The organism is Streptomyces sp. NPDC018610 (assembly GCF_044391765.1).
Classification (GTDB): domain Bacteria; phylum Actinomycetota; class Actinomycetes; order Streptomycetales; family Streptomycetaceae; genus Streptomyces.
Genome location: NZ_JBISAL010000002.1, coordinates 326197 through 347031, shown reverse-complemented (window position 1 = coordinate 347031; position 20835 = coordinate 326197). Strand labels below are relative to the sequence as shown.

The following is a 20835-nucleotide window of genomic DNA, read 5'->3' as shown; positions in this document are numbered from 1 at the left end:
GTCTCCGCCGTGACCGACAGGGCTGCGTCAGGCGCCCCAGCGCACGGCGATCGTGTCGCCGACGCCGACGACGGTGCTGCGCGTGGCGGAGGTGAAAGCCGAGCCGTCGATGCTGACCTTCCATGTGTTGGATCCGCTGTTGGCCTTGCCGTTGACTGCGGTGACGGTTCCGGTGCCGGAGGACGGGGTGACGCTCGTGACGCAGCCGGACGGCGTGGCGGCGCTGGTGGCCGCGTCGAGGACGGCGCCCAGCGTGGTCGTCGAGCCGGTCGGCGTGAGCGCGACGGAGCACACCTTCAGGTTGCCCGCGCCGTCGTCCACGGTGAGCCCCAGCTTCGTGGCTGTTCCGGAGGTGAGGGAGGACTGGCTCACCCACTGGGGCGCGCCCGGCGTCGTAGGAGCCGGCGGGGTGGCCGTGAAGCCGCCGCCTGCCACGGCCCGCAGTCCGTCGATGGACGCGTACGCCGTCGGTGAGGTGTCGGTGGGCAGGTACTTGAACCCGCCGCCCGGGTTGAACTGCTGCGCGATCAGGAAGTCCACTGGTGTCTTGCCCATGGAGGTGAGGAAATCACCGGTCTGCGAGTTGATGCCGCAGGCGTTCAGACCGGACACAGCCCAGCCGTTGGAATCGGTGTTGACCCCGAACATGGCGTTGAAGGCGCCGCTGTTCGGCACGAGCTTGCTCTTCAGGAACGCCTTGGCCTGCACGATGTCCGTGTCGGTGTTCGGCACGCCCGACACGCACAGGGCCGCCATCGCCGCTCCGGTCATGTCGATGTCGCTCGCGGCGGAGAGCTGGCTGGGATTGCCCTCCGCCTTGCTGTAGTTCCAGCCGCCGTCGTTGTGCTGGTTGGCCCGCAGGCGCGTGACGACCGCGTCGCGCAGTGCCTGCGGTATGCGGGCCTGCCCGGACTGTGTCTTGGCGCCGTTCAGGGCGAGCGCGGCGAAGACGGTTCCGTTGAAGTTGGCGGACGTGCCGATGTAGCCGGGTTCGGCGGTTTGCCAGTAGCCGTAGATGTCGGCGATCAGGTTACGGGAGGCGGAGACGCGGGAGGGGTCGATGCCCGCGGCGTAGGCGTTCAGCGTGGCGCGCTCGTAGTCGGTGACGACGGGGGAGGCGGAGGGCCAGCCGGCGGTGGAGAGCAAATTGCGGTAGACGGTTCTGGCGTTCTTGCTCGTGTCGCCGCCGGGTGTCACGTCCACGGCGGCGGTCCCGGCCGAGGCGAGCGCGCTGAACGCCCACTCGTTGGACAACCCGGAGCCGGCGTACGAACCGTCCGCAGCTTGAAGCGACTTGAGGTAGGCGACGCCGTTGGACTTCGACGTGGCGATCTGCGCCGGCGTGGAGGTGGCCGTGGCGGGCAGCGTGGTGAGCGCGAAGGCGCCGAGTGCGGCAGCCGCGGTGAGGGCGGTACGACGGTAGGACAGCGAACGGGGCATGGCCTGCTCCTTGGATGGAGGACGCCGGCCGGACCCGGGGCCGGGCCGGCGGTGGCCTGCGGAGCAGCGGGCGTGGCCGCCGTCCGGAACGCGTGGACCGGCTTCCAAAGGTGCTTCGCCGCTTGGGCATTCGGGCTCGGGTCGGCCCCCTGCCGTCCCACACCGCTGCGCGTCAGCCCCGGATTCCCACCGGGTTCCCCCACTCGGCAGTCCGGGACGGTACCGGACGCGCATGCCGGCCGCCACCACTCGCCCGGGCCCGCCTGGGGGCGGCCTTGACCGTTCCCGCGAAGCGTGCTCAAATCCCGCTGATACGCAATGAGTTCCAGGGAAAGCCGGTCGAAGTCCGGCGCTGACCCGCAACCGTAGGCCCGGTACCGCCGGGCGAGCCGGAATGCCTGGAGCGTGTTCATCAGCAACAGACGCCGTCGTGGACTACGGCGTGGTGCGACCTGCTTCCGGCTGCGGGGAACTCCTCGTCCGACGGAAGCCCTCTGCCACGTCTGCGCCCGCGTCGGGCAGGCGCGAGGGGGCCGGGGTGCGGACGGGGAAGCGAAGAAACGGGAGAGTCGCGGGCGCGCGAGGCACGGCACTCGTGTCCGCCCTGTTCATCCTGCTGGCGGCCTGCGTGACGTTCCTCACGACGACGTCTGCCGCGGCCGACGGTGTGGGTGACTGCACCGCGTCCAAGGGCGCTGTCGTCGCCGTCGACTTCGGGTCGTTCGGCGGCCCGGTGGAGCGAGGCTGCGACACCACGCCCACCACCGGCTACGACCTGCTGCACGACGCCGGATTCACCACCACCGGCACCCAGCACGACGGCCCCGCCTTCATCTGCCGCATCGGCTACAGCGACTTCAACTCCGGCACGCAGTACCCGACCCCGGACAAGGAGTCCTGCGGCCTGACCCCGCAGGCGACGGCGTACTGGTCGTACTGGACCGCGTCACCCGGCCAGGACGAATGGACCTACAGCCAGTACGGCGCCATGGACCGCAAACTCAAGGACGGTGACGTCGACGCCTGGGTCTACGGCGGCACGGACGTCGGCGGCACGACGGGCAAGCCCGCCTTCACCCCCGACGACGTGCGCGCCGGCGGCACCCACACCCCCGACCCGGGCGGCACACCCACCGGCGCCCCGGGCAAGGTCGACCTGACCGCCGCCGCTACCTGGCTCAAGGGCCGCCTGACCGACGGTGAACGCATCGTCGACGACGGCGCCACCGCACCGAACTACTCCCTGACCGCCGACACTGCCTACGCACTCGCCGCGGTGGACGGCCAAAGCGCCACGCTCGACAAGGTCACCGACTTCCTCGCAGCCCACGTCGGCGACTTCGGCTACCCGAGCGGCGCCGATCAGGCATCGGACGCCACCGCCGTCGCCCGCCTCGCCCTCCTAGCCGAGGTCACCGAACACGATCCGCGTGCCTTCGGCGGGCGTGACCTCATCGACGTCCTCACGAAGAACGTGTGCGCGGCGGGCCCCGAAGCCGGCGACGCGACCCCGGGCTGCACCGCCAAGGGAGACTTCCGGTCCGCGTCGTACACCGAGGGCCAGGCCCTGTCCGTTCTGGCCCTGCTCCGCGCCGGAGCGACGCCCCCGGCCACGACCACCGACCGTCTCACGCAGCTCCAGTGCAAGGACGGCGGAATCACCAGCATCCTCATCCGCTCCGGCGAGTACTGCGACGGCGACCCCGCCACCACCGGCCTCGTCGCCCTGGTGCTGCACAAGGCGGGCGGCCACGACGACGCCGTGACCAACGCCCGCAGCTACCTGACCAAGGCCCAGCGGGTGGACGGTTCCTTCCCCGGCTACACCGGCTCCACCACCGGCAGCGTCACGGCGACCGCGTACGCCGCCCAGGCCCTGCGCGCCCTCGGTGACACCAAGCGCGCGGACGCGGCCGTCGGATGGCTGTCCCGGCACCAGCTCAAGAACGGCGGCTTCGGCTTCGAGGAGTCCGACACCGACCCCGCCCTCTACGCGACTCCGCCGGCCGTCCTCGCCGGTGCGGGCACGAGCCTGGTCACCCTCACGACGAAGAAGCCGGCACCTCCGTCCACGCCGCCGACCGTGCCCACCGGCTCACCGAGCGCGCCCACTGCGGGCACGGGCCCGGATCTGAAGAAGGGCGTCGCCTACCTCACCAAGGTGTCCCACCTCAAGCAGGGCCAGTACTACACCGCCGGTACCGGCTCGCTCCGGGCCGACTTCGGCCTCACCATCGACGGCGCCTACGCCCTTGCCGCCACCGGCCTGAACAACGCCAAGCTGCGCGGCATCGTCGACTTCCTCGACCATCGCGGCAAGGACGGCGAGGGCCGCACCGTCGACGACTGGACCGGCATCGGCACGCCGTACGTGGCGGGTGGCTCCCTCGGTAAGACCGCTTTGCTCGCCGAGGCCGTCGGCCGCGACCCGCGCCACTTCGCCGGGCACGACCTCATTTCCGCGCTCGCGAAGGCCGTCTGCACCAAGCCGAGTTCCGCCCCCGATCGCTCCTGCGCCGCCAAGGGTGCCTACCGATACGCACCTTCCGTCTTCGCCCAGTCCCTGGCCGTGATGGCGCAGCTGCGTGTGGGGGAGCAGGCGGCAGCCGAACAGCCGATCGCGTACCTCGAGAGCCTCCAGCAGCCCAGCGGCGCCTGGCCGAGCCTGATCCCGTCCACGAACGACTCCGACGTGGACTCCACCGCCATCGCCGCCATGACGCTCGACCTGGCGGGCGGCACCAAGGCCGACAAGGCCGTGGACAAGGCGCTGGCCTGGATCGCGTCCAGGCAGCTGACCGACGGCGGTTTCCCGGGCGCCGCGGGCGACTCGGTGAACTCCGCCGCTCTCGCCGTGCAGGCGCTGTCCCTGGACGCCGGCGCATACACGTCGAAGATCGCCAAGGCGCGCAAGTTCCTCGCCTCCCAGCAGAACACCGACGGCGGCTTCAACGTCGCCAAGGGCGGTCAGCGCGGCTCCGACCTGCGCGCCTCCACCCAGGCCGTCGGCGGCGCCACCGGCATCTCCTTCGGCACGCTGGAACGCAGCCTGACCGGCACGTCACCGCAGCCCACTCCGAGCCCCAGCAGCAGCGCCCCGGAGATCATCACCACCGGTGGCGACTCCGCCGGCAGCGACGGCGGGACCTCCGCGAGCGGCGGTGACGGTGGCGGCGGCGTGCTCGCTTCCACCGGTGTCCAGGTCGGTGCCCTCGCCGCAATCGCCGCCCTGCTGGTGCTCGCAGGCTGGCGCACGGTCATCATCGCCCGCCGTCGCACGGACCCGGGGAGCGGACGATGAAGGCACGTCTCCTGCGCGTGCTCGCGGCGCTCGGCCTGACGACCGCGGCGGTCGTGGCGACCGGCACCCCGGCCGCCGCCGACCCGCAGCCCATGGGCCGCTGCACCACCACCTCCGGCGTCGTCCTCGCCGTCGACTTCAGCCACTGGGGCGGCCCGGTCCTGCGCTCCTGCGGCACGACCCCGACGATGGGCTACGAACTGCTCAATCAGGGCGGCTGGAGAACCACCGGCACCGGTCACGACGGCCCGGCGTTCATCTGCCGGATCGGATACAGCGGCTTCAAGGGCGGCAAGCAGTACCCGACGCCCGCCGAGGACGACTGTGTGCTCACCCCACCGGCCTCCGCCTACTGGTCGTACTGGCACGCCGACCCGGGAGCGAAGACGTGGAGCTACAGCCAGTTGGGCGCGATGCTCTACAAGCCCAAGCCCGGCAGCGTCGACCTGTGGATCTTCGGCGGTACGAACATCCAGGGCACCGAGGGCCGCCCGACCATCACCCCGGACCAGCTCCGCGCCCACAACACCAGGCCGCAGGGGGACGCGGGCAAGCCCGCGTCTACGCACAAGGCACCCTCCCTGCCGCCCGACGTGGACACCGGCCCGGCGCCCGGGCAGCCGACGACGGCGCACTCCGAGCCGCCGTCGCACAAGTCGAGCAAGCCGAAGCCCAGCACGTCCCCGAGCCCGACGCCGTCCCCCAGCGCCACCACGGCCAGCCCGTCACCCACCGCGTCCAGCACCAGCGCGGGCCCACGGGTGGTCGACGCCGAGCCGGCCGCTGATGCCCAGCACGACTCGGGTTCGCTCGTCCCCGTCGCCACCGGCGCCGGGCTCGTCGTCCTGATCGGCGGCGCCGCCGGATATGTGGCATACCGGCGCCGGCGTACCGAGTGAGCGCTGTGGCTCGTACGACCATGGAGGCGTCACCGGCCGCCGCGGTGTCCGACAGCGGCGGCCGGCGCCTCCCGCGCACGCTGCATCCGGTGGCCTGGTGGGTGTGGGCCCTCGCCCTGGCCACCGCCGTCAGCCGCACCGACAACCCGCTGCTGCTGTTCCTCGTGCTCGCCGTCCTCGGCTACGTCGTCACGGCCCGGCGCACCGAAGCCCCGTGGGCGCGGGGCTTCAAGTACTACCTCTACCTCGCCCTGACGGTCGTGGCGATCCGCGTCCTCTTCCGCGCGGTCTTCGCCACCGGCATCACCCCGCGCGACCACTTCCTCTTCTCCCTGCCGCACATTTCCACCCCCGGCTGGTACGCCGGCATCAGGATCGGCGGTCCGGTGTCGCTGGAGGCACTGTTGTCCTCGGCCACCGACGGGCTGCGGCTGGCCTGCATGATGTGCTGCATCGGCGCCGCCAACACCCTCGCCAACCCCAAACGCGCGCTGCGCGTCCTGCCCGGGGCGCTGTACGAACTCGGCGTGGCGGTCACCGTCGCGATCAGCGTGGCGCCGCAGCTGGTGCAGAGCGTGCAACGCGTCGCCCGTGCCAAGAAGCTGCGGGCGGCACGCACGCGAGGAATGAGGGCGCTGCGCGGCATCGTGGTGCCCGTCCTGGAGGAGGCCCTCGAACGCTCCCTGCGGCTGGCCGCCGCCATGGACTCGCGCGGATACGGCCGGGCGGGCACTGCCACCCGGCGCTCCCGCCGCGTCACCGGCGCGCTGATGCTGCTGGGCATGTGCGGTCTGTGCGCGGGGGCGTACGGGCTCCTCGATGCCACCGCGCCGGCACTCCTGGGACTGCCGGCCATGGCCGTCGGAGCCGTCCTGTGCGTCGCGGGTCTGCGACTGGGCGGGCGGCGGGTCACCCGCACCGTCTACCGGCCCGACCCCTGGAGCCTTCCCGAGTGGGCCGTCGCCGGCAGCGGAGTGCTGTCCGCCGTCCTGCTCTTCAGCAATCTCGGCTACGACCCCGCTCAGCTCAACCCCACCTACTACCCGCTGACCTGGCCGGACCTCCCTCTCGTCCCGACCGCCGCGATCCTCCTCGCTGGAACGGCCGGTTTCCTCGCCCCTCCGCCCAGCCCCGCCCAGAGAGCCGGAACACCGTGATCACCTTCGACCAGGTCACCGTCCAGTACGAGGACGCGGCCGGGCCCGCCCTGCGCGACGTCGACCTCACGGTGGAGGAGGGCGAACTCTGCCTTGTCGTCGGGCACACGGGCGTCGGCAAGTCCACCCTCCTCGGAGCCGTCAACGGACTGGTGCCGCACTTCACCGGCGGCACCCTGTACGGACGCGTCACCGTCGACGGCCGCGACACCGCAGAGCACCCCCCGCGTGAACTCGCCGACGTCGTCGGCGTGGTCGGCCAGGACCCGATCGACGGATTCGTCACCGATACGGTCGAAGAGGAACTGGCCTATGCCATGGAGCAGTTGGCCATCCCTGCCGCGGCCATGCGCAAGCGTGTGGAGGAGACCCTCGACCTGCTCGGCCTCGCCGACCTGCGCCACCGCGCCCTGCACGAACTGTCCGGCGGCCAGCAGCAGCGCGTCGCCATCGGCTCGGTCCTGACCGCCCACCCGCGCGTCCTGGTCCTGGACGAACCCACCTCCGCCCTGGACCCGACCGCGGCCGAGGAGGTCCTCGCCGCCGTCACCCGGCTCGTCCACGACCTCGGCGTCACCGTCATCATGGCCGAGCACCGCCTCGAACGCGTCGTCCAGTACGCGGACCGGGTCATTCACCTGCCCGGCGACGGGCATGCCCGCATCGGCTCACCCGCCGAGATCCTCCGCACGTCCACCATCGCACCACCGATAGTGGAGCTCGGCCGGGCTGCCGAATGGTCGCCGCTGCCCCTGTCCATCCGCGACGCCCGCCGCGCCGCCGCACCACTGCGAGCCACGCTCGCCGACCGCCTACCCGTGCCCGTCCGGCCGCCGCTGCCGCACGACAAACGGACGCGGCTGCTGACCGCGCGCGGCATCACGGTCGCCTACCGGGGCGTCGCCGCCGTACGCGAAGTCGACCTCGACCTGCACGCGGGCGAAGTCACCGCGTTGATGGGCCGCAACGGCTCCGGCAAGTCCTCGCTCCTGTGGGCCCTGCAGGGCTCCGGACCGCGCCGGGCGGGAAGCGTGCGGGTGAGCGGCGGTACCGGCGGGACGGACCCTCACTCCGTGCCGCCGGCTCAAGCCCGGCAGCTCGTCGGGCTGGTCCCGCAGACCCCGACCGACCTGCTCTACCTGGAGAGCGTCAAGCAGGAACTCGCCCAAGCCGACGCGGACTCGGGCACCGAGATCAAGGCGCGTGCCCTGCTCGACCGGCTGGCTCCCGGCATCGACGACTCCGCCCATCCCCGAGATCTCTCCGAGGGGCAGAAACTCACTCTGGTCCTCGCCATCCAGCTCTCCGCCGCGCCCCGGGTCGTCCTGTTGGACGAACCGACCCGGGGACTGGACTACCGGGCCAAGACGGCACTGATCGGCATCGTGGACGCTCTCGCGGAGGAGGGCCGGACGATCGTCATCTCCACGCACGACGTCGAATTCGTCGCCCGGGCCGCCGACCGCGTCGTGGTCATGGCCGAAGGCGATGTCGTCGCCGACGGCCCGACCACGGAGGTCATCGTGTCCTCGCCGACGTTCGCCCCGCAGACGGCGAAGATCCTCTCCCCGCTGCCGTTCCTGACGGTCCACCAAGTGGCACAGGCGCTCGGCACCGAACGAGACGAGGCAGCACGCCCATGAGTACGCGCATCGGCAATGCCATCCGGTTGACCCCGCGCGTCGGCGTCATCATGGCACTGGCCGCCTTCCTCGGACTCGTCGCCTTCTTCTGGCCCTTCGTGGTCGCGCCGGGCACGTTCGGCTCCAACTACGCGCCCCCGCTGATCTTCGGCGTCCTGCTGGTGCTGGTCCTGTGCGTGGTCCTCTCGGAGATCGCCGAGGGCGGCATCGACTCCAAGTCGCTCGCCATGCTGGGCGTGCTCTCCGCCGTCAACGCCGCCCTGCGCCCGCTCGGCGCCGGAACTGCGGGCATCGAGACCGTCTTTTTCGTCCTGGTCCTGGCAGGAAGGGTGTACGGCCCAGGTTTCGGCTTCGTGCTTGGCTGCACCTCGCTGTTCGCTTCGGCACTGATCACCGGGGGAGTGGGCCCGTGGATGCCGTATCAGATGTTCGGCTGCGCCTTCGTGGGGATGCTCGCCGGATTCCTCCCCCGAGCGAGCGGCCGGCGTGAGGTGCTGATGCTGGCCGTCTACGGCTCGCTCTCCGGCTACCTCTTCGGCTTCCTCCTCAACCTCTCCTTCTGGCCCTTCTCCCTGGATCCCAACAGTTCGATCGCGTACCTGCCGGGTCTGCCCTTCACGGAGCAGTGGCATCGCTATGTCGCCTTCGACCTGGCCACCTCGCTGGGCTGGGACACCGGGCGGGCCATCACCAACTTCGTGTGCGTGCTGCTGGCGGGGCCAGCCGTACTGACCACCTTCCGGCGGGCCGCGCGCAAGGCCCGCTTCAGTGCGCCCGTGCGCTTCGCGGGCCCGAGGACGGTTGCATCCAAGCCTCGCTGACTCGGAGATGCCCCTGGCGAATCGGGACGAGACCGAGGCTGCGATCGCCGTCGCCACCGCGGCGCAGCCCGAGTGGTGTGCCTGGAACCCGCGGCGTCCGCTTCGGACAACGGTCCCCTTACGCGTTGTTGGCGACCGTCGGCCGGAAGAAGGGCATGGGCGCCTTCGTCGACGAACGACCACCGGTGTTCGGTCACCGCTGAGTCCCGAAGCCCGAACCCGCACCGTCCCGGGCGGTGGGAGAGGAAGATCACTTGGGAGGAAGGCGGTCTTGGCCGGTGCCCGCACCACGCGGTACGGTCTGTCCGATATCGACGACGGCGAGACGGAAGCCGGTGGGAATCCGGCACGGTCGCGCCACTGTATGCGGGACACCTCTCGGGTGTCGCGTGAGTCAGACCCGTGGCCGTCGTCCTGTGCACCACCGAGATGGGACGCGAACTCCCAGAGGAGGTTCTGCCATGGCGCAGACCGTCGCCCAGCCGACAGCCACCACTCCCACCATCCCCGCCAAGCTGCCGCTGAAGGCGATAGCGCCGTGGGCGGTCTTCTTCGGCATCCTGATGCTGGTCCTGCTGTACTTCGTCGGCGCCGAGCAGGGCGCCACCTCCGTGTTCAACGGCACGGACGTCCACGAGTGGGTGCACGACGCACGCCACCTGCTCGGCTTCCCCTGCCACTGACGCGAGGGACGCCCGACTCCCATGAACTCCGCAACGGTAAGAAATCTCCTCGTGCGGGGCATGCTCGCCGGCCTTGCCGCCGGCGTGCTCGCCCTCGTCGTCGCCTACCTCCTCGGTGAGCCGAGCGTCGACAAGGCGATCGCCTTCGAGGACGCCCACTCCCACGAGCACGAGATGGAAGTCGTCTCCCGCTCCCTGCAGTCCACCGCGGGCCTCGCCACCGGCGTCCTCGTCTACGGGGTCGCCTTCGGCGGCATCGCCGCCCTCGCGTACTGCTTCGCCCTGGGCCGCGTGGGCCGCTTCAGCCCGCGGGCGACCGCGCTGCTGCTGTCCGGCTGCGCTCTGCTCGCCGTCTATGTCGTGCCTTTCCTGAAGTACCCGGCGAACCCGCCGTCGGTCGGCGATCCCGACACCATCAGCAAGCGGACCACGCTGTACTTCCTGATGATGCTGCTCAGCGTCCTCCTCGCGGTCGCTGCCACCCTCCTGGGCAAGCGCCTGGCGCCCAGTCTCGGCACCTGGTGGGCGACAGTGGTCGCGGTGACCGCGTTCGCCGTCATGATCGGTCTGGCTTACGAGTTCCTGCCCGTCATCAACGAGGTGCCGAAGGACTTTCCGGCCGCCCTGCTGTGGCGGTTCCGGCTGTCCGCACTGGCCATCCAGACCGCGATGTGGGCCGGCTTCGGCCTGCTCTTCGGCGAACTGGCGGAACGCCTGCTGCACCCGAAGCCGGCGGCAGCCGCGAGCGGCCGCGCGGTTCCGGCCGCGCACTGATTCCTTCCGGACAACAGAGGGCCCTACGGAACCATCCGGGGGCCTTCTGGCGTTCTCCGGACACCGATTCCGACGGAAGAGTGAGTACGGCTCGGTAGTGCAGCCCGACCCTACGCGGACCACCCGGCCGATGAGCGGAGGAACCGAGTGGCCAAAACCCCCCAGCCGCGCCACATCACCCTCGGTGGCCGCGAGGCGGTCGCCCTCACCCGGGAGGAATACGACCAACTGATCGCCAGCCGACGGCAGATCGGCGGCCAGAGCGCCCGGGTGCGGGTCCTCGCCCAGCAAGCCAAACGCACCGAACAACTACTCCGCGACCTGGAGGCACTGATTGCCGCACAGGGGGAGGGCTGCAGCGGGCAGGTCCGCACATCGTCGACGACCTGCCCCGAAAGCCCGGCCACCCGGACGAATGCTGCTGGTGCCTGCCTGCGGTGCGAGTTGGCGTCGCTGCTGCGCCGTCACCGGGCCCTAGAGCCCTGAGCGCCGGTAGTTGAGTCCCAGTCGACGTCCGGCACGCCCAGGGGGCGTCCGAGCCGCAGATTCCAGCGCCCGGCTCGGCCGCTGAGTTCGGTCACCGTGAGCGGTGGCACATCGAGGCGCCAGAAAACAGTGGCGGGTAGGTCCAACGCCTGTGTGATCGCCGCCCGCACCACCTCCGGCTCGACCACAGCGAGCACACGACCCTCGAAAGCCCCCGCTCCCTCCAGCCACCGTGAGACCCTCTCGCACAGGACCTGTACGGACTCACCCCCGTGCGGTGCGCTGCACGGGTCCGTGAGCCAGTGGGCCACGGCTTCCGGCTCGGCAGCCGCCACCGCCTCCAGCGTGCGGCCTCGCCAGCGGCCCACGTCCAGCCCGGCCAGCTCCGGCGTCTCTCCGCCGTCGAGGCCGAGCGCGCTCGCCGTCTGCCGACAGCGCGCACTCGGGGACACGAGCACGTGCGCGGGCACGGACAGTGACCCGGCGCCCGCACGGGCGCGAGCCGTGCCGGTGTCATCGATCGAGTCGCCGTCGTAGAACCGGGCCCTTCGCAGTGATGGGCTCGTGGCCGGTGAGACGAAGGTGACGCGACTGGTCACGGGGCTGCTCCTGCTGTCGGTGTCATGGGGGCGTGGGTGCCCACCGCTTTGCGGGACGGCCGGGTCACGGTCGTCTTGTGCACCGCCTGCTGGACGGCCTGATAAACCCTCTCGGTACCACACCGCGTCTACAACCACGGTGACTCCCGCGTGCCCATCATGCGGGATGCCCTGATCTTCGTGATGAGCCGCGTGACCGGCTGGACTGCCCACATCACCGAACAAACTCGCCCGCGACGCTCTGATCCGCCCGCGCGGGACCGGGCCAGCGGGCGGTGCCGACGGCCGAGTAGGGATACATGGCTGCCGGCGCGCTGTCCGGCGGAGAGCGCAGGGCCGGGGCGCTCGTGGCGCCCCGGCCTCGTTCCGTGTCCGGTCAGGTTACGAGGCAGATAGTTCGGCGCGGACGGTGCGGGCGGCGGCGACCAGGTTCTCCAGGGAGGCGCGGGTCTCGGGCCAGGCGCGGGTCTTCAGACCGCAGTCGGGGTTGACCCAGAGCCGTTCGGCGGGGATGGCCTGAAGACCGGTGCGCAGCAGGTCCGCCACCTCCTCGGGGCTCGGCACGCGAGGCGAGTGGATGTCGTACACACCGGGGCCGGCCTCGCGGGGGTAGTTGTGGGCGGCGAGTTCGCGGGCGACCTGCATGTGGGAGCGGGCGGCCTCCAGGCTGATGACGTCGGCGTCGAGGTCGTCGATCGCTTGGACGATGTCGCCGAACTCGGCGTAGCACATGTGGGTGTGGATCTGGGTGTCCGGGCGGACCCCACTGGTGGTGAGGCGGAAGGCTTCGGTCGCCCAGTCCAGGTACTCGGCCCGGTCGGCGGCGCGCAGGGGGAGGGTCTCACGTAGTGCGGGTTCATCCACCTGGATCACCGATGTCCCATCCGCCTCCAGGTCATTGACTTCGTCGCGCAGGGCGAGGGCGACCTGGCGGGCGGTGTCGGCGAGGGGCTGGTCGTCGCGGACGAAGGACCAGGCGAGCATGGTGACCGGGCCGGTGAGCATGCCCTTGACCGGCCGGTCGGTGAGGGACTGGGCGTACGTCGTCCAGCGGACGGTCATCGGCTCGGGGCGGGAGATGTCACCGGCCAGGATCGGCGGGCGGACGTAGCGGGTGCCGTAGGACTGGACCCAGCCGTGCTGGGTGGCGAGGTAGCCGGTGAGCTGCTCGGCGAAGTACTGGACCATGTCGTTGCGCTCGGCCTCGCCGTGCACCAGGACGTCCAGGCCGGTCTTCTCCTGGAAGGTGATCACCTCCTCGATCTCCGCCTTGATCCGTTCCTCGTAGCCGACCGTGTCGATGCGGCCGGCGCGCAGGTCGGCGCGTGCCGCGCGCAGTTCGCCGGTCTGCGGGAAGGACCCGATGGTCGTGGTCGGCAGGAGGGGCAGGCGGAGGTGGGCGCGCTGGGCCGCGCAGCGTTCGGCGTAGGGCTGGGAGCGGCGGGCGTCGGCGTCGGTGACCGCGGCGGCGCGGGAGCGCACGGCCGGGTCGTGGGTGATGCGCGAGCCTGCCCGGGAGGCGAGGTCGGCACGGTTGGCGGCCAGTTCGGCGGTGATCGTGTCGGTGCCCTGGGCGAGGCCCTTGGCGAGGGTGACGACCTCGCGCGTCTTCTGCCGGGCGAAGGCGAGCCAGCGCAGGATCTGCGGCTCGATGTCCCGTTCCGCGGTGGCGTCGAGCGGGACGTGCAGCAGGGAGCAGGAGGCGGCCACGTCGACGCGGTCCGCCAGTCCGAGCAGGGTGCCCAGGGTGGAGAGGGACCTGGCCAGGTCGTTGGCCCAGATGTTGCGGCCGTTGACGACTCCGGCGACCAGGCGTTTGCCGGGCAGGCCGCCGACGGCGGCGAGGTCGTCCAGGTTGGCGGAGGCGGCCTCGGTGAAGTCCAGGGCCAGGCCCTCGACCGGGGCTTTGGCGAGTACCGGGAGGGCCTCGCCGAGCCGGTCGAAGTAGGACGCTACGAGGAGCTTGGGCCGGTCGGTGAGGGCGCCGAGGTCGCGGTAGGCGCGGGTGACTGCGTTGAGTTCGGCCGGTGTGCGGTCCTGGACGAGGGCGGGCTCGTCCAGCTGGACCCACTCCGCGCCCGCGGCCCGCAGGTCGGCGAGGACTTCGGCGTACACCGGCAGCAGGCGGTCCAGCAGGGTGAGCGGCTCGAAGTCGCTCGGGGCACCGGGTGCGGGCTTGGCCAGCAGGAGGTAGGTGACCGGGCCCACCAGCACGGGTCGGGCGGTGAGGCCCAGGGTCAGGGCCTCCTTCAGCTCGGCGACCTGCTTGGCCGCGTCGGCGGCGAAGACCGTGTCCGGACCCAGTTCTGGTACCAGGTAGTGGTAGTTGGTGTCGAACCACTTGGTCATCTCCAGCGGCGCGACGTCCTGGGTGCCGCGGGCCATCGCGAAGTACCCGCCGAGCGGATCGGCGTCCACGGCCTCCCGGTGGCGGGCGGGGATGGCGCCGACCATGACGGTGGTGTCCAGGACATGGTCGTAGTACGAGAAGTCGCCCGTGGGCACCTCGTCGATGCCGGCCTCGGCGAGCTGCTGCCAGTTCGTACGGCGCAGGTCGGCGGCGGTGGCGTGGAGGGCGTCGGCGGTGATGCGGCCCTTCCAGTAGCCCTCGATCGCCTTCTTCAGTTCCCGGCTCTGTCCCTGGCGGGGGTAGCCGTACACGGTGGCGCGTGCTGCCGCGGCTGCGGGCTTGGTGGTCACGGAGATCTCCTTCGCGAGATGAATCCCTGAGATCCCGGGGACGGGACGAGAGCGCGAAGGGGTGACGGAACCGGACGGGTACGAGCCCGCGCGGCACAGCGCGGTCCTCCGCCTGGTACGGTCGCCGACCCGCCCTCGAGGTCACCGGGATGTCCGCGCACGAGTGGTTCGCACACGGGCAGTTGGCAGGTCTTCGGACTCGCGGGCGCGTCTCGTCGTACGAAGTCGTACGAGACACCTACTGGCCGTCGCTTCCCAAGCCCTGCCGGGCCCAGTGCGTATGACGGCGGTCGTTCCCGCTCACCGCTGCGGGGCAGTCCCGGATTCCCACCGGGTTCCCTCTTACGACGCATCCCGCCTGGCGGACGGGGCGAACCAGCTGCACCGGCCAGCCTACGGGGTCACCGTCAGAGAAGAGAGCAGCACGTCCGTCATCTGGACGGTGAGGCGGCCCACATCGCGCCGTACGGTCCACAGGGCGGGAAGCCTGCTGCACACGCGCTTCCCGCCCTTCCCCTGTCACTCCGCGCGGGGACCCTCACACCTGTGGCGGCACGAGCTCCTCAGCCCCCGCGTCGTAGGAGGCCCTCAGACCCGGTTGTAGCAGTGGAACCCCCGGCCGGTCTTCCTGCCGAGCAGTCCCGCCTCCACCATCCGTTGGAGCAGCGGCGGAGGCGCGTAGAGCGGCTCCCGGAACTCGGCGTACAGCGACTCGGCGATCAAGGCGACGGTGTCCAGGCCGATCAGGTCCGCCAGCCTCAGCGGGCCCATCGGGTGAGCGCAGCCCAGCTCCATGCCGGTGTCGATGTCGGCGGCAGTGGCGAAGCCGGACTCCGCCATGCGGATCGCCGACAAGAGATAGGGGATGAGCAGCGCGTTGACGACGAACCCGGCCCGGTCCCGGGAACGGATGACGGACTTGCCGAGCACGCGGGCCGCGAAGTCCTCGACGATGGCGGTCGTGTCGGCCGATGTATGCAGCGATGTCACCACCTCCACCAGTGGCAGCACGGGGACAGGGTTGAAGAAGTGCAGTCCCACGACCCGGTCCGCGCGGCTCGTGGCCATGCCGAGCCGCATGATCGGGAGGGAGGACGTGTTGGTGGCGAGAACGGCGGCAGGGTCCTCGATGATCTTGTCGAGAGCGGCGAACACCTCCGTCTTGGCGTCCGCGTTCTCCACGACGGCTTCGACGACGAGCTGCCGGTCGGCCAGGTCCTCCAGATCGCCGGTGAAGACGAGCCGGGTGAGGGCGTCCTGCGCGGCAGCCTGCTCCAGCTTGCCCCGCCCTACGGCGCGGTCCAGCGAGGCCGCCACCCGGTCCCGTGCGGCTCGGGCCGCGACCGCGTCCACCTCGCACACCACGGTGTCGAGCCCGGCCCGTGCGCACACCTCGGCGATACCGGCGCCCATCTGACCGCCACCCACGACGCCGGCGCGCCGGATGTCCCCGCTCATGCTCCAGCCCCCGTCCGGCGCACGAGGTGCCGGGTGTAGGCGTCAGGGGTGAAGAAGAGAGGCAGTTCGCCCGCCAGAGCAGTCCGTTCGAAGAGCGCGCGGACGTCCTGGACATCAGCCCAGGGATACTCGGCGCCGAGCGAGGCGATCTCGTCGTCGAGCAGTGCGAGGACCGTCTCCCGGTCGATCACGCGGTGTCGCAGCCACTGCCAGATCTGCACGCGGGCGATCTCGGCGGTGGCCGCGTCCTCCATGAGCCCGTACAGGGCGACGGCGCCCTGGCCGCGCAGCCAGGCGGCGAAGTAGCGCAGCGCGACGGCGATGTTCGTGCGGACGCCCTCGGTGGTCGGGGGGTTGCTGATGCGGCGCACGGAGAGCAGGTCGGCCGCCGTCACGTCCACGTCGTCCCGCGTCCGGTCGATCTGGTGGGGGCGTTCGCCGAGGACGTCGTCGAAGACCTCGCGGCAGACGGGGACGAGGCCGGGGTGGGCGGCCCAGGAGCCGTCGAAGCCGTCTTCTGCCTCACGTTCCTTGTCGAGCCGGACCTTGGCGAGTGCGGCCTCGTGGGCGGCCGGGTCCTTGTCCGGCACCTGTGCGGCCATGCCGCCGATGGCGTGGGCGCCGCGCTGGTGGCAGGTGCGCACGAGGAGTTCGGTATAGGCGCGCATGAAGGGGGCGGTCATCGTGACCTTGGCGCGGTCGGGCAGGAGGAAGTCGGTGCGGTGGCCGAAGGTCTTGATGAGGCTGAACAGGTAGTCCCAGCGGCCGGCGTTGAGGCCGGCGCTGTGCTCGCGCAGCTCGTAGAGGATCTCCTCCATCTCGAACGCGGCGGTGATCGTCTCGATGAGGACGGTGGCGCGGATCGCGCCGCGGGGGATGCCGAGCAGGTCCTGGGCGGTGACGAAGATGTCGTTCCAGAGCCGGGCCTCGTAGCGGTTCTCCAGCTTGGGCAGGTAGAAGTAGGGGCCGTGCCCGGCGTCGATCTGCCGCTGGGCGCAGTGGAAGAAGTACAGGCCGAAGTCGACGAGCGCGGCGGGCACGGGGCGGCCTTCGTACTCCAGGTGCTCCTCGTTCAGGTGCCAGCCGCGCGGCCGGACCACGATGGTGGCGAGCTGTTCGCCGAGCCGGTACTCCTTGCCCTCCGGTGTGGTGAAGTCGATGCGGCGCTCGATGGCGTCGAGCAGGTTGAGCTGGCCGCCGACGACGTTGTTCCAGGTGGGTGCGGTGGCGTCCTCGAAGTCGGCCATCCAGACCTTGGCCCCGGAATTGAGGGCGTTGACGGTCATCCGGCGGTCCGGTGGGCCGGTGATCTCGACGCGACGGTCGGTCAGCCCGGGGGCGGGTGGTGCGACCCGCCAGGTCGCGTCGGCGCGGATGGCGGAGGTGACCATCGGGAAGTCGAGCGGCGAGCCCGACGTCAGGCGCAGGACCTGCCGGCGGCGTTCCCTCATCAGGTCCGACCGGCGTGGGCCGAAGGCCGCGGCCAGGCGGCCCACGAAGTCCAGGGCGGCGGGCGTGAGGATCTCGTCGTGCCGGTCGCCAGGGGGCGCGAGGACACGGACACGGTGGGTCAGGGCACTGGTGGACATCGCTTCTCCTGCGGGCAGGGCGGGCGGGCGGGTGCGGGATGCGGGGGTCGGACGGGGACGGTCGTACGACCCCCGGACACCCGGGGCAGACCGGACAGGTCCTGAAGGGCCGGCCTAGTGGAACTGCTCCTCCTCCGTGGAACCGGCCAACGCGGTTGTCGAGGAAGCGGGGTTGACGGCGGTGGAGACCAGGTCGAAGTAGCCGGTGCCGACCTCCCGCTGGTGCTTGACGGCCGTGAAGCCCTGCGCCTGCGCGGCGAACTCCCGCTCCTGCAAGTCGACATAGGCGGTCATGCCGTGCTCGGCGTAGCCACGGGCGAGGTCGAACATGCCGTGGTTGAGGGAGTGGAAGCCGGCCAGGGTGATGAACTGGAAGCGATAGCCCATCGCGCCCAGCTCCCGCTGGAACTTTGCGATCTGGTCATCGTCCAGCGCAGCCTTCCAGTTGAAGGAGGGCGAGCAGTTGTAGGCGAGCATCTGGTCCGGGTACTGCGCGTGGATGGCCTCGGCGAACTCGCGGGCCTGGTCCAGGTCAGGGGTGCCGGTCTCGACCCAGATCAGGTCGGCGTACGGGGCGTAGGCCAGGCCGCGCGCGATCACGGGCGCCATGCCGTTGCGGACGCGGTAGAAGCCCTCGGCGGTGCGCTCGCCGGTGACGAACTCGGCGTCGCGCTCGTCGACGTCGGTGGTGAGCAGGTTGGCGGCGAGCGCGTCGGTGCGGGCGATGACGACCGTGGGCACGTCGGCGATGTCGGCGGCGAGCCGGGCCGCGTTCAGGGTGCGGATGTGCTGGGAGGTCGGCACCAGGACCTTGCCGCCGAGGTGGCCGCACTTCTTCTCCGAGGCGAGCTGGTCCTCGTAGTGGATGCCGGCCGCACCCGCCGCGATCATCGCCTTGGTCAGCTCGAAGGCGTTCAGCGGACCGCCGAAGCCGGCCTCCGCGTCGGCGACGATCGGTGCCAGCCAGTCCGTGGTGTCGCCGCCGTCCTCGGCGGTGGCGATCTGGTCGGCGCGCAGGAGCGCATTGTTGATCCGACGCACCACCTGCGGCACGGAGTTGGCGGGGTAGAGGCTCTGGTCGGGGTAGGTGTGGCCGGCCTGGTTGGCGTCGGCCGCGACCTGCCAGCCGGACAGGTAGATGGCCTGCAGACCGGCCTTCACCTGCTGGACGGCCTGGCCGCCGGTGAGCGCGCCGAGAGCGTGGATGTAGTCCTGCTCGTGCAACTGGCGCCACAGTCGCTCGGCGCCGCGCCGGGCCAGGGTGTGCTCCTCGCGGACGCTGCCGGAGAGCCGGACGACGTCCTCGGCGCTGTAGGTGCGCTCGATGCCCTGCCACCGGGGGTCGGTGGCCCAGCGTCGGGCCAGTTCCTCGGCTGTCTGCGTCCTCGCTTCTGCCATGACGGTCACCGTCTCTCGGTCTGTGCAGATTGCCAATTCCGCCTGTCCTGAACGACGGGTGTGGCACTGCGTGTCGAATCGCTGTGATGCGGCCCGCCGTCATCCCGGGAGACGAAGGTGAGCAATGCTGCCGGGCGCAGACGTCGCGGATCCCAGGGCTCCGACGTCAGGGCAGTGAATCGTGCCCCGGTCCCGAGAGGCGTCTGCCGGGTCCGGCGGGCCGCACTATGACTCTGACACTGGCACTCAGTGCCATCAAGCTTGGACAGTAGCCAACTTCTGCGAATCTTCGGGCAGCGTTCTGCCAAGTCTGCGAATGCTCCTACCACTGGTTGATCCCGTACCATCACCAAACCAAATCCCCGGCAGGGAGGAACGGGCGGTGAGCAAGACCTACGCGGGGGCGCGGTTGCGGAGACTGCGTGAGGAACGCGGAATGAGTCAAGCGGAGTTCGCCCGTTCTCTGGGCCTTTCCCCCAGCTATCTGAACCAGATGGAGCACGACTCCCGTCCGCTCACCGTGCCGGTCCTGCTCAGGCTGACCGAGACCTACGGCGTCGACCCCGGGTTCTTCTCGGCCCGCGACACGACCCGCCTCGTGGCCGACCTGCGCGAGGCGCTGACGGGAGAGATCACCGCCGCCAGGGTCACCCAGTCCGATCTGGCCGACCTGGCGTCCCGGATGCCCGCGGTCGCCCAGGTTCTGGTCGAACTGGGCCGCCGCAACCAGCTCCTGTCCGAGCGGCTGGCCGGAGTGACGGACGGCCGGGACGGAGACCGGGGCACCGCGCCGTCGCCGCACGAGGAGATCCGGGACTTCTTCTACCGTCGCCAGAACTATCTCCACGACACCGACCTCGCCGCCGAGCACCTGGCCGACGAGATCGGAGTACGGCCCGGCGAGGTGATCGGGGCCCTCACGGCCAGGCTCGCCCGATCTCATGGCGTTCACCTGGCCGCGGAGCCGGGCGAACGGCTGCACCGCTACGACCGGCGGACTCGCACCCTCCACCTGTCCCCGCGCCTGCGGCCCGGCCAGCGTGCCTTCCGCATGGCGACGCAGCTCGCCCTGCTGGAGTACGACGAGGGCCTGGGCAGGCTGGCTGAGGAGGACTTCGAACCCGGTTCACCCGCCCACGCGCTGGCCCGCATCGGCATCGCCAACTACTTCGCCGCCGCGCTGATTCTTCCGTACACCGCCTTCCACACGGCGGCCGAGGAGTTCCGCTACGACATCGAGCGCCTCACCGACCGCTACGGCCTCGGCTACGAGACCGTCTGCCACCGCCTGAGCACCCTTCAGCGCCCCCGCCTGCGCGGCGTGCCCTTCTCCTTCGTCCGGGTCGACCGGGCCGGCAACATGTCCAAACGCCAGTCTGCGACCGCGTTCCACTTCTCACGGGCCGGCGGCACCTGCCCACTGTGGAACGTCTACGAGTCGTTCGCCGCCCCCGGCCGCATCCACGTTCAAATCGCCGAGATGCCCGACGGCCAGCGGTACCTCTGGACGGCCCGAGCTATCACCCGGCACCGCGGCGGGTGGGGCGAGCCCGGCAAGACGTACGCCATCGGCCTGGGCTGCGAGATCCGCCACGCCCATCGCCTCGTGTACTCCGACGGCCTCGACCTCGACAACGCCTCGGCCGCCACGTCCATCGGCATGGGCTGCCGGGTCTGCGAGCGCCTCGGATGCCCCCAACGCGCCGCACCGCCGCTCGGACGTGCCCTGCGGATCGACCCCGACAGCAGCACCTTCGTCCCCTACCCGGTGACCGGCCCCGACGCCCCATCGGACCGCGAGGCGGGCCGGGCGTAGGGCCGGCGTCGGAGAACGACTCCCCGCAACCGCTGTGCGCGGAAACGGCGGGTGTGGGCCCTCACCCGGCT

15 protein-coding genes, 1 pseudogene and 4 riboswitches are annotated in these 20835 nt (G+C 71.0%); of the genes and pseudogenes, 10 read left to right on the top strand and 6 right to left on the bottom strand.

What is annotated here, in order from left to right:
• Nucleotides 1-27: 27 nt before the first annotated feature.
• Nucleotides 28-1440, bottom strand: a complete 1413-nt coding sequence (locus tag ACH5A8_RS06935; RefSeq protein ID WP_398998793.1) for a hypothetical protein — start codon at nucleotides 1438-1440, stop codon at nucleotides 28-30.
• 124 nt (nucleotides 1441-1564) lie between these two features.
• A riboswitch (cobalamin riboswitch) is annotated at nucleotides 1565-1640 on the bottom strand.
• Between the two features lie 127 nt (nucleotides 1641-1767).
• A riboswitch (cobalamin riboswitch) is annotated at nucleotides 1768-1840 on the top strand.
• Nucleotides 1841-2035: 195 nt separating this feature from the next.
• Here ACH5A8_RS06935 and ACH5A8_RS06930 point away from each other — a divergent pair.
• The 8 genes from ACH5A8_RS06930 to ACH5A8_RS06895 all read left to right on the top strand — a co-directional run bounded on the left by ACH5A8_RS06930 (nucleotide 2036) and on the right by ACH5A8_RS06895 (nucleotide 11204).
• Nucleotides 2036-4741: a prenyltransferase/squalene oxidase repeat-containing protein gene (locus tag ACH5A8_RS06930; RefSeq protein ID WP_398998791.1), complete on the top strand. Its 2706-nt coding sequence runs from the start codon at nucleotides 2036-2038 to the stop codon at nucleotides 4739-4741.
• Complete coding sequence (locus ACH5A8_RS06925) at nucleotides 4738-5640, top strand: hypothetical protein (RefSeq protein WP_398998789.1); 903 nt, start codon at nucleotides 4738-4740, stop codon at nucleotides 5638-5640. The genes ACH5A8_RS06930 and ACH5A8_RS06925 overlap by 4 nt, the downstream gene beginning before the upstream one ends.
• A gap of 20 nt (nucleotides 5641-5660) precedes the next feature.
• Nucleotides 5661-6797, top strand: coding sequence for an energy-coupling factor transporter transmembrane component T (locus tag ACH5A8_RS06920; protein WP_398999766.1), 1137 nt, complete (start codon nucleotides 5661-5663; stop codon nucleotides 6795-6797).
• On the top strand, nucleotides 6794-8440 hold the full coding sequence (locus ACH5A8_RS06915; protein ID WP_398998787.1) for an ABC transporter ATP-binding protein: 1647 nt from the start codon (nucleotides 6794-6796) through the stop codon (nucleotides 8438-8440). Before ACH5A8_RS06920 ends, ACH5A8_RS06915 begins: the two co-directional genes overlap by 4 nt.
• On the top strand, nucleotides 8437-9261 hold the full coding sequence (locus ACH5A8_RS06910) for an ECF transporter S component (RefSeq protein WP_398998785.1): 825 nt from the start codon (nucleotides 8437-8439) through the stop codon (nucleotides 9259-9261). The genes ACH5A8_RS06915 and ACH5A8_RS06910 overlap by 4 nt, the downstream gene beginning before the upstream one ends.
• A gap of 281 nt (nucleotides 9262-9542) precedes the next feature.
• Nucleotides 9543-9686, top strand: a riboswitch (cobalamin riboswitch).
• Nucleotides 9687-9722: 36 nt separating this feature from the next.
• Complete coding sequence (locus tag ACH5A8_RS06905) at nucleotides 9723-9944, top strand: CbtB-domain containing protein (RefSeq protein WP_398998783.1); 222 nt, start codon at nucleotides 9723-9725, stop codon at nucleotides 9942-9944.
• Nucleotides 9945-9965: 21 nt separating this feature from the next.
• Nucleotides 9966-10718 carry a CbtA family protein gene (locus ACH5A8_RS06900; RefSeq protein WP_398998781.1) on the top strand — a complete coding sequence of 251 codons (753 nt, stop codon included), beginning with the start codon at nucleotides 9966-9968 and terminating at the stop codon, nucleotides 10716-10718.
• 147 nt (nucleotides 10719-10865) lie between these two features.
• Nucleotides 10866-11204, top strand: a complete 339-nt coding sequence (locus tag ACH5A8_RS06895) for a hypothetical protein (protein WP_398998779.1) — start codon at nucleotides 10866-10868, stop codon at nucleotides 11202-11204.
• Here the strand turns inward: ACH5A8_RS06895 and ACH5A8_RS06890 are convergent.
• The gene (locus ACH5A8_RS06890) at nucleotides 11183-11803 is read right to left on the bottom strand and encodes a histidine phosphatase family protein (protein WP_398998777.1); all 621 of its coding nucleotides are present in this window, start codon (nucleotides 11801-11803) and stop codon (nucleotides 11183-11185) included. The genes ACH5A8_RS06895 and ACH5A8_RS06890 overlap by 22 nt on opposite strands.
• A gap of 120 nt (nucleotides 11804-11923) precedes the next feature.
• Here ACH5A8_RS06890 and ACH5A8_RS06885 point away from each other — a divergent pair.
• A pseudogene (locus tag ACH5A8_RS06885) lies at nucleotides 11924-12096 on the top strand (citrate/2-methylcitrate synthase); the annotation flags it as partial.
• 88 nt (nucleotides 12097-12184) lie between these two features.
• On the opposite strand, the gene metE reads toward ACH5A8_RS06885, so the two are convergent.
• The 4 genes from metE to aceA form a co-directional block, all read right to left on the bottom strand.
• Entirely contained in the window at nucleotides 12185-14503 is a 2319-nt protein-coding gene (gene metE, locus ACH5A8_RS06880; RefSeq protein WP_398998775.1) for a 5-methyltetrahydropteroyltriglutamate--homocysteine S-methyltransferase, read from the bottom strand.
• Nucleotides 14504-14669: 166 nt separating this feature from the next.
• Nucleotides 14670-14898: riboswitch (cobalamin riboswitch) on the bottom strand.
• 193 nt (nucleotides 14899-15091) lie between these two features.
• A complete protein-coding gene (locus ACH5A8_RS06875) occupies nucleotides 15092-15961 on the bottom strand; it encodes a 3-hydroxybutyryl-CoA dehydrogenase (RefSeq protein WP_398998773.1) in 870 nt (289 codons plus the stop codon).
• Nucleotides 15958-17550: a malate synthase A gene (gene aceB / locus ACH5A8_RS06870; protein WP_398998771.1), complete on the bottom strand. Its 1593-nt coding sequence runs from the start codon at nucleotides 17548-17550 to the stop codon at nucleotides 15958-15960. The genes ACH5A8_RS06875 and aceB overlap by 4 nt, the downstream gene beginning before the upstream one ends.
• 114 nt (nucleotides 17551-17664) lie before the next feature.
• Nucleotides 17665-18948: an isocitrate lyase gene (aceA, locus tag ACH5A8_RS06865; RefSeq protein WP_398998769.1), complete on the bottom strand. Its 1284-nt coding sequence runs from the start codon at nucleotides 18946-18948 to the stop codon at nucleotides 17665-17667.
• A 382-nt stretch (nucleotides 18949-19330) separates the two neighbouring features.
• Here aceA and ACH5A8_RS06860 point away from each other — a divergent pair, with 382 nt between their 5' ends.
• Entirely contained in the window at nucleotides 19331-20764 is a 1434-nt protein-coding gene (locus ACH5A8_RS06860) for a short-chain fatty acyl-CoA regulator family protein (RefSeq protein WP_398998767.1), read from the top strand.
• The last annotated feature ends 71 nt before the right edge of the window (nucleotides 20765-20835 follow it).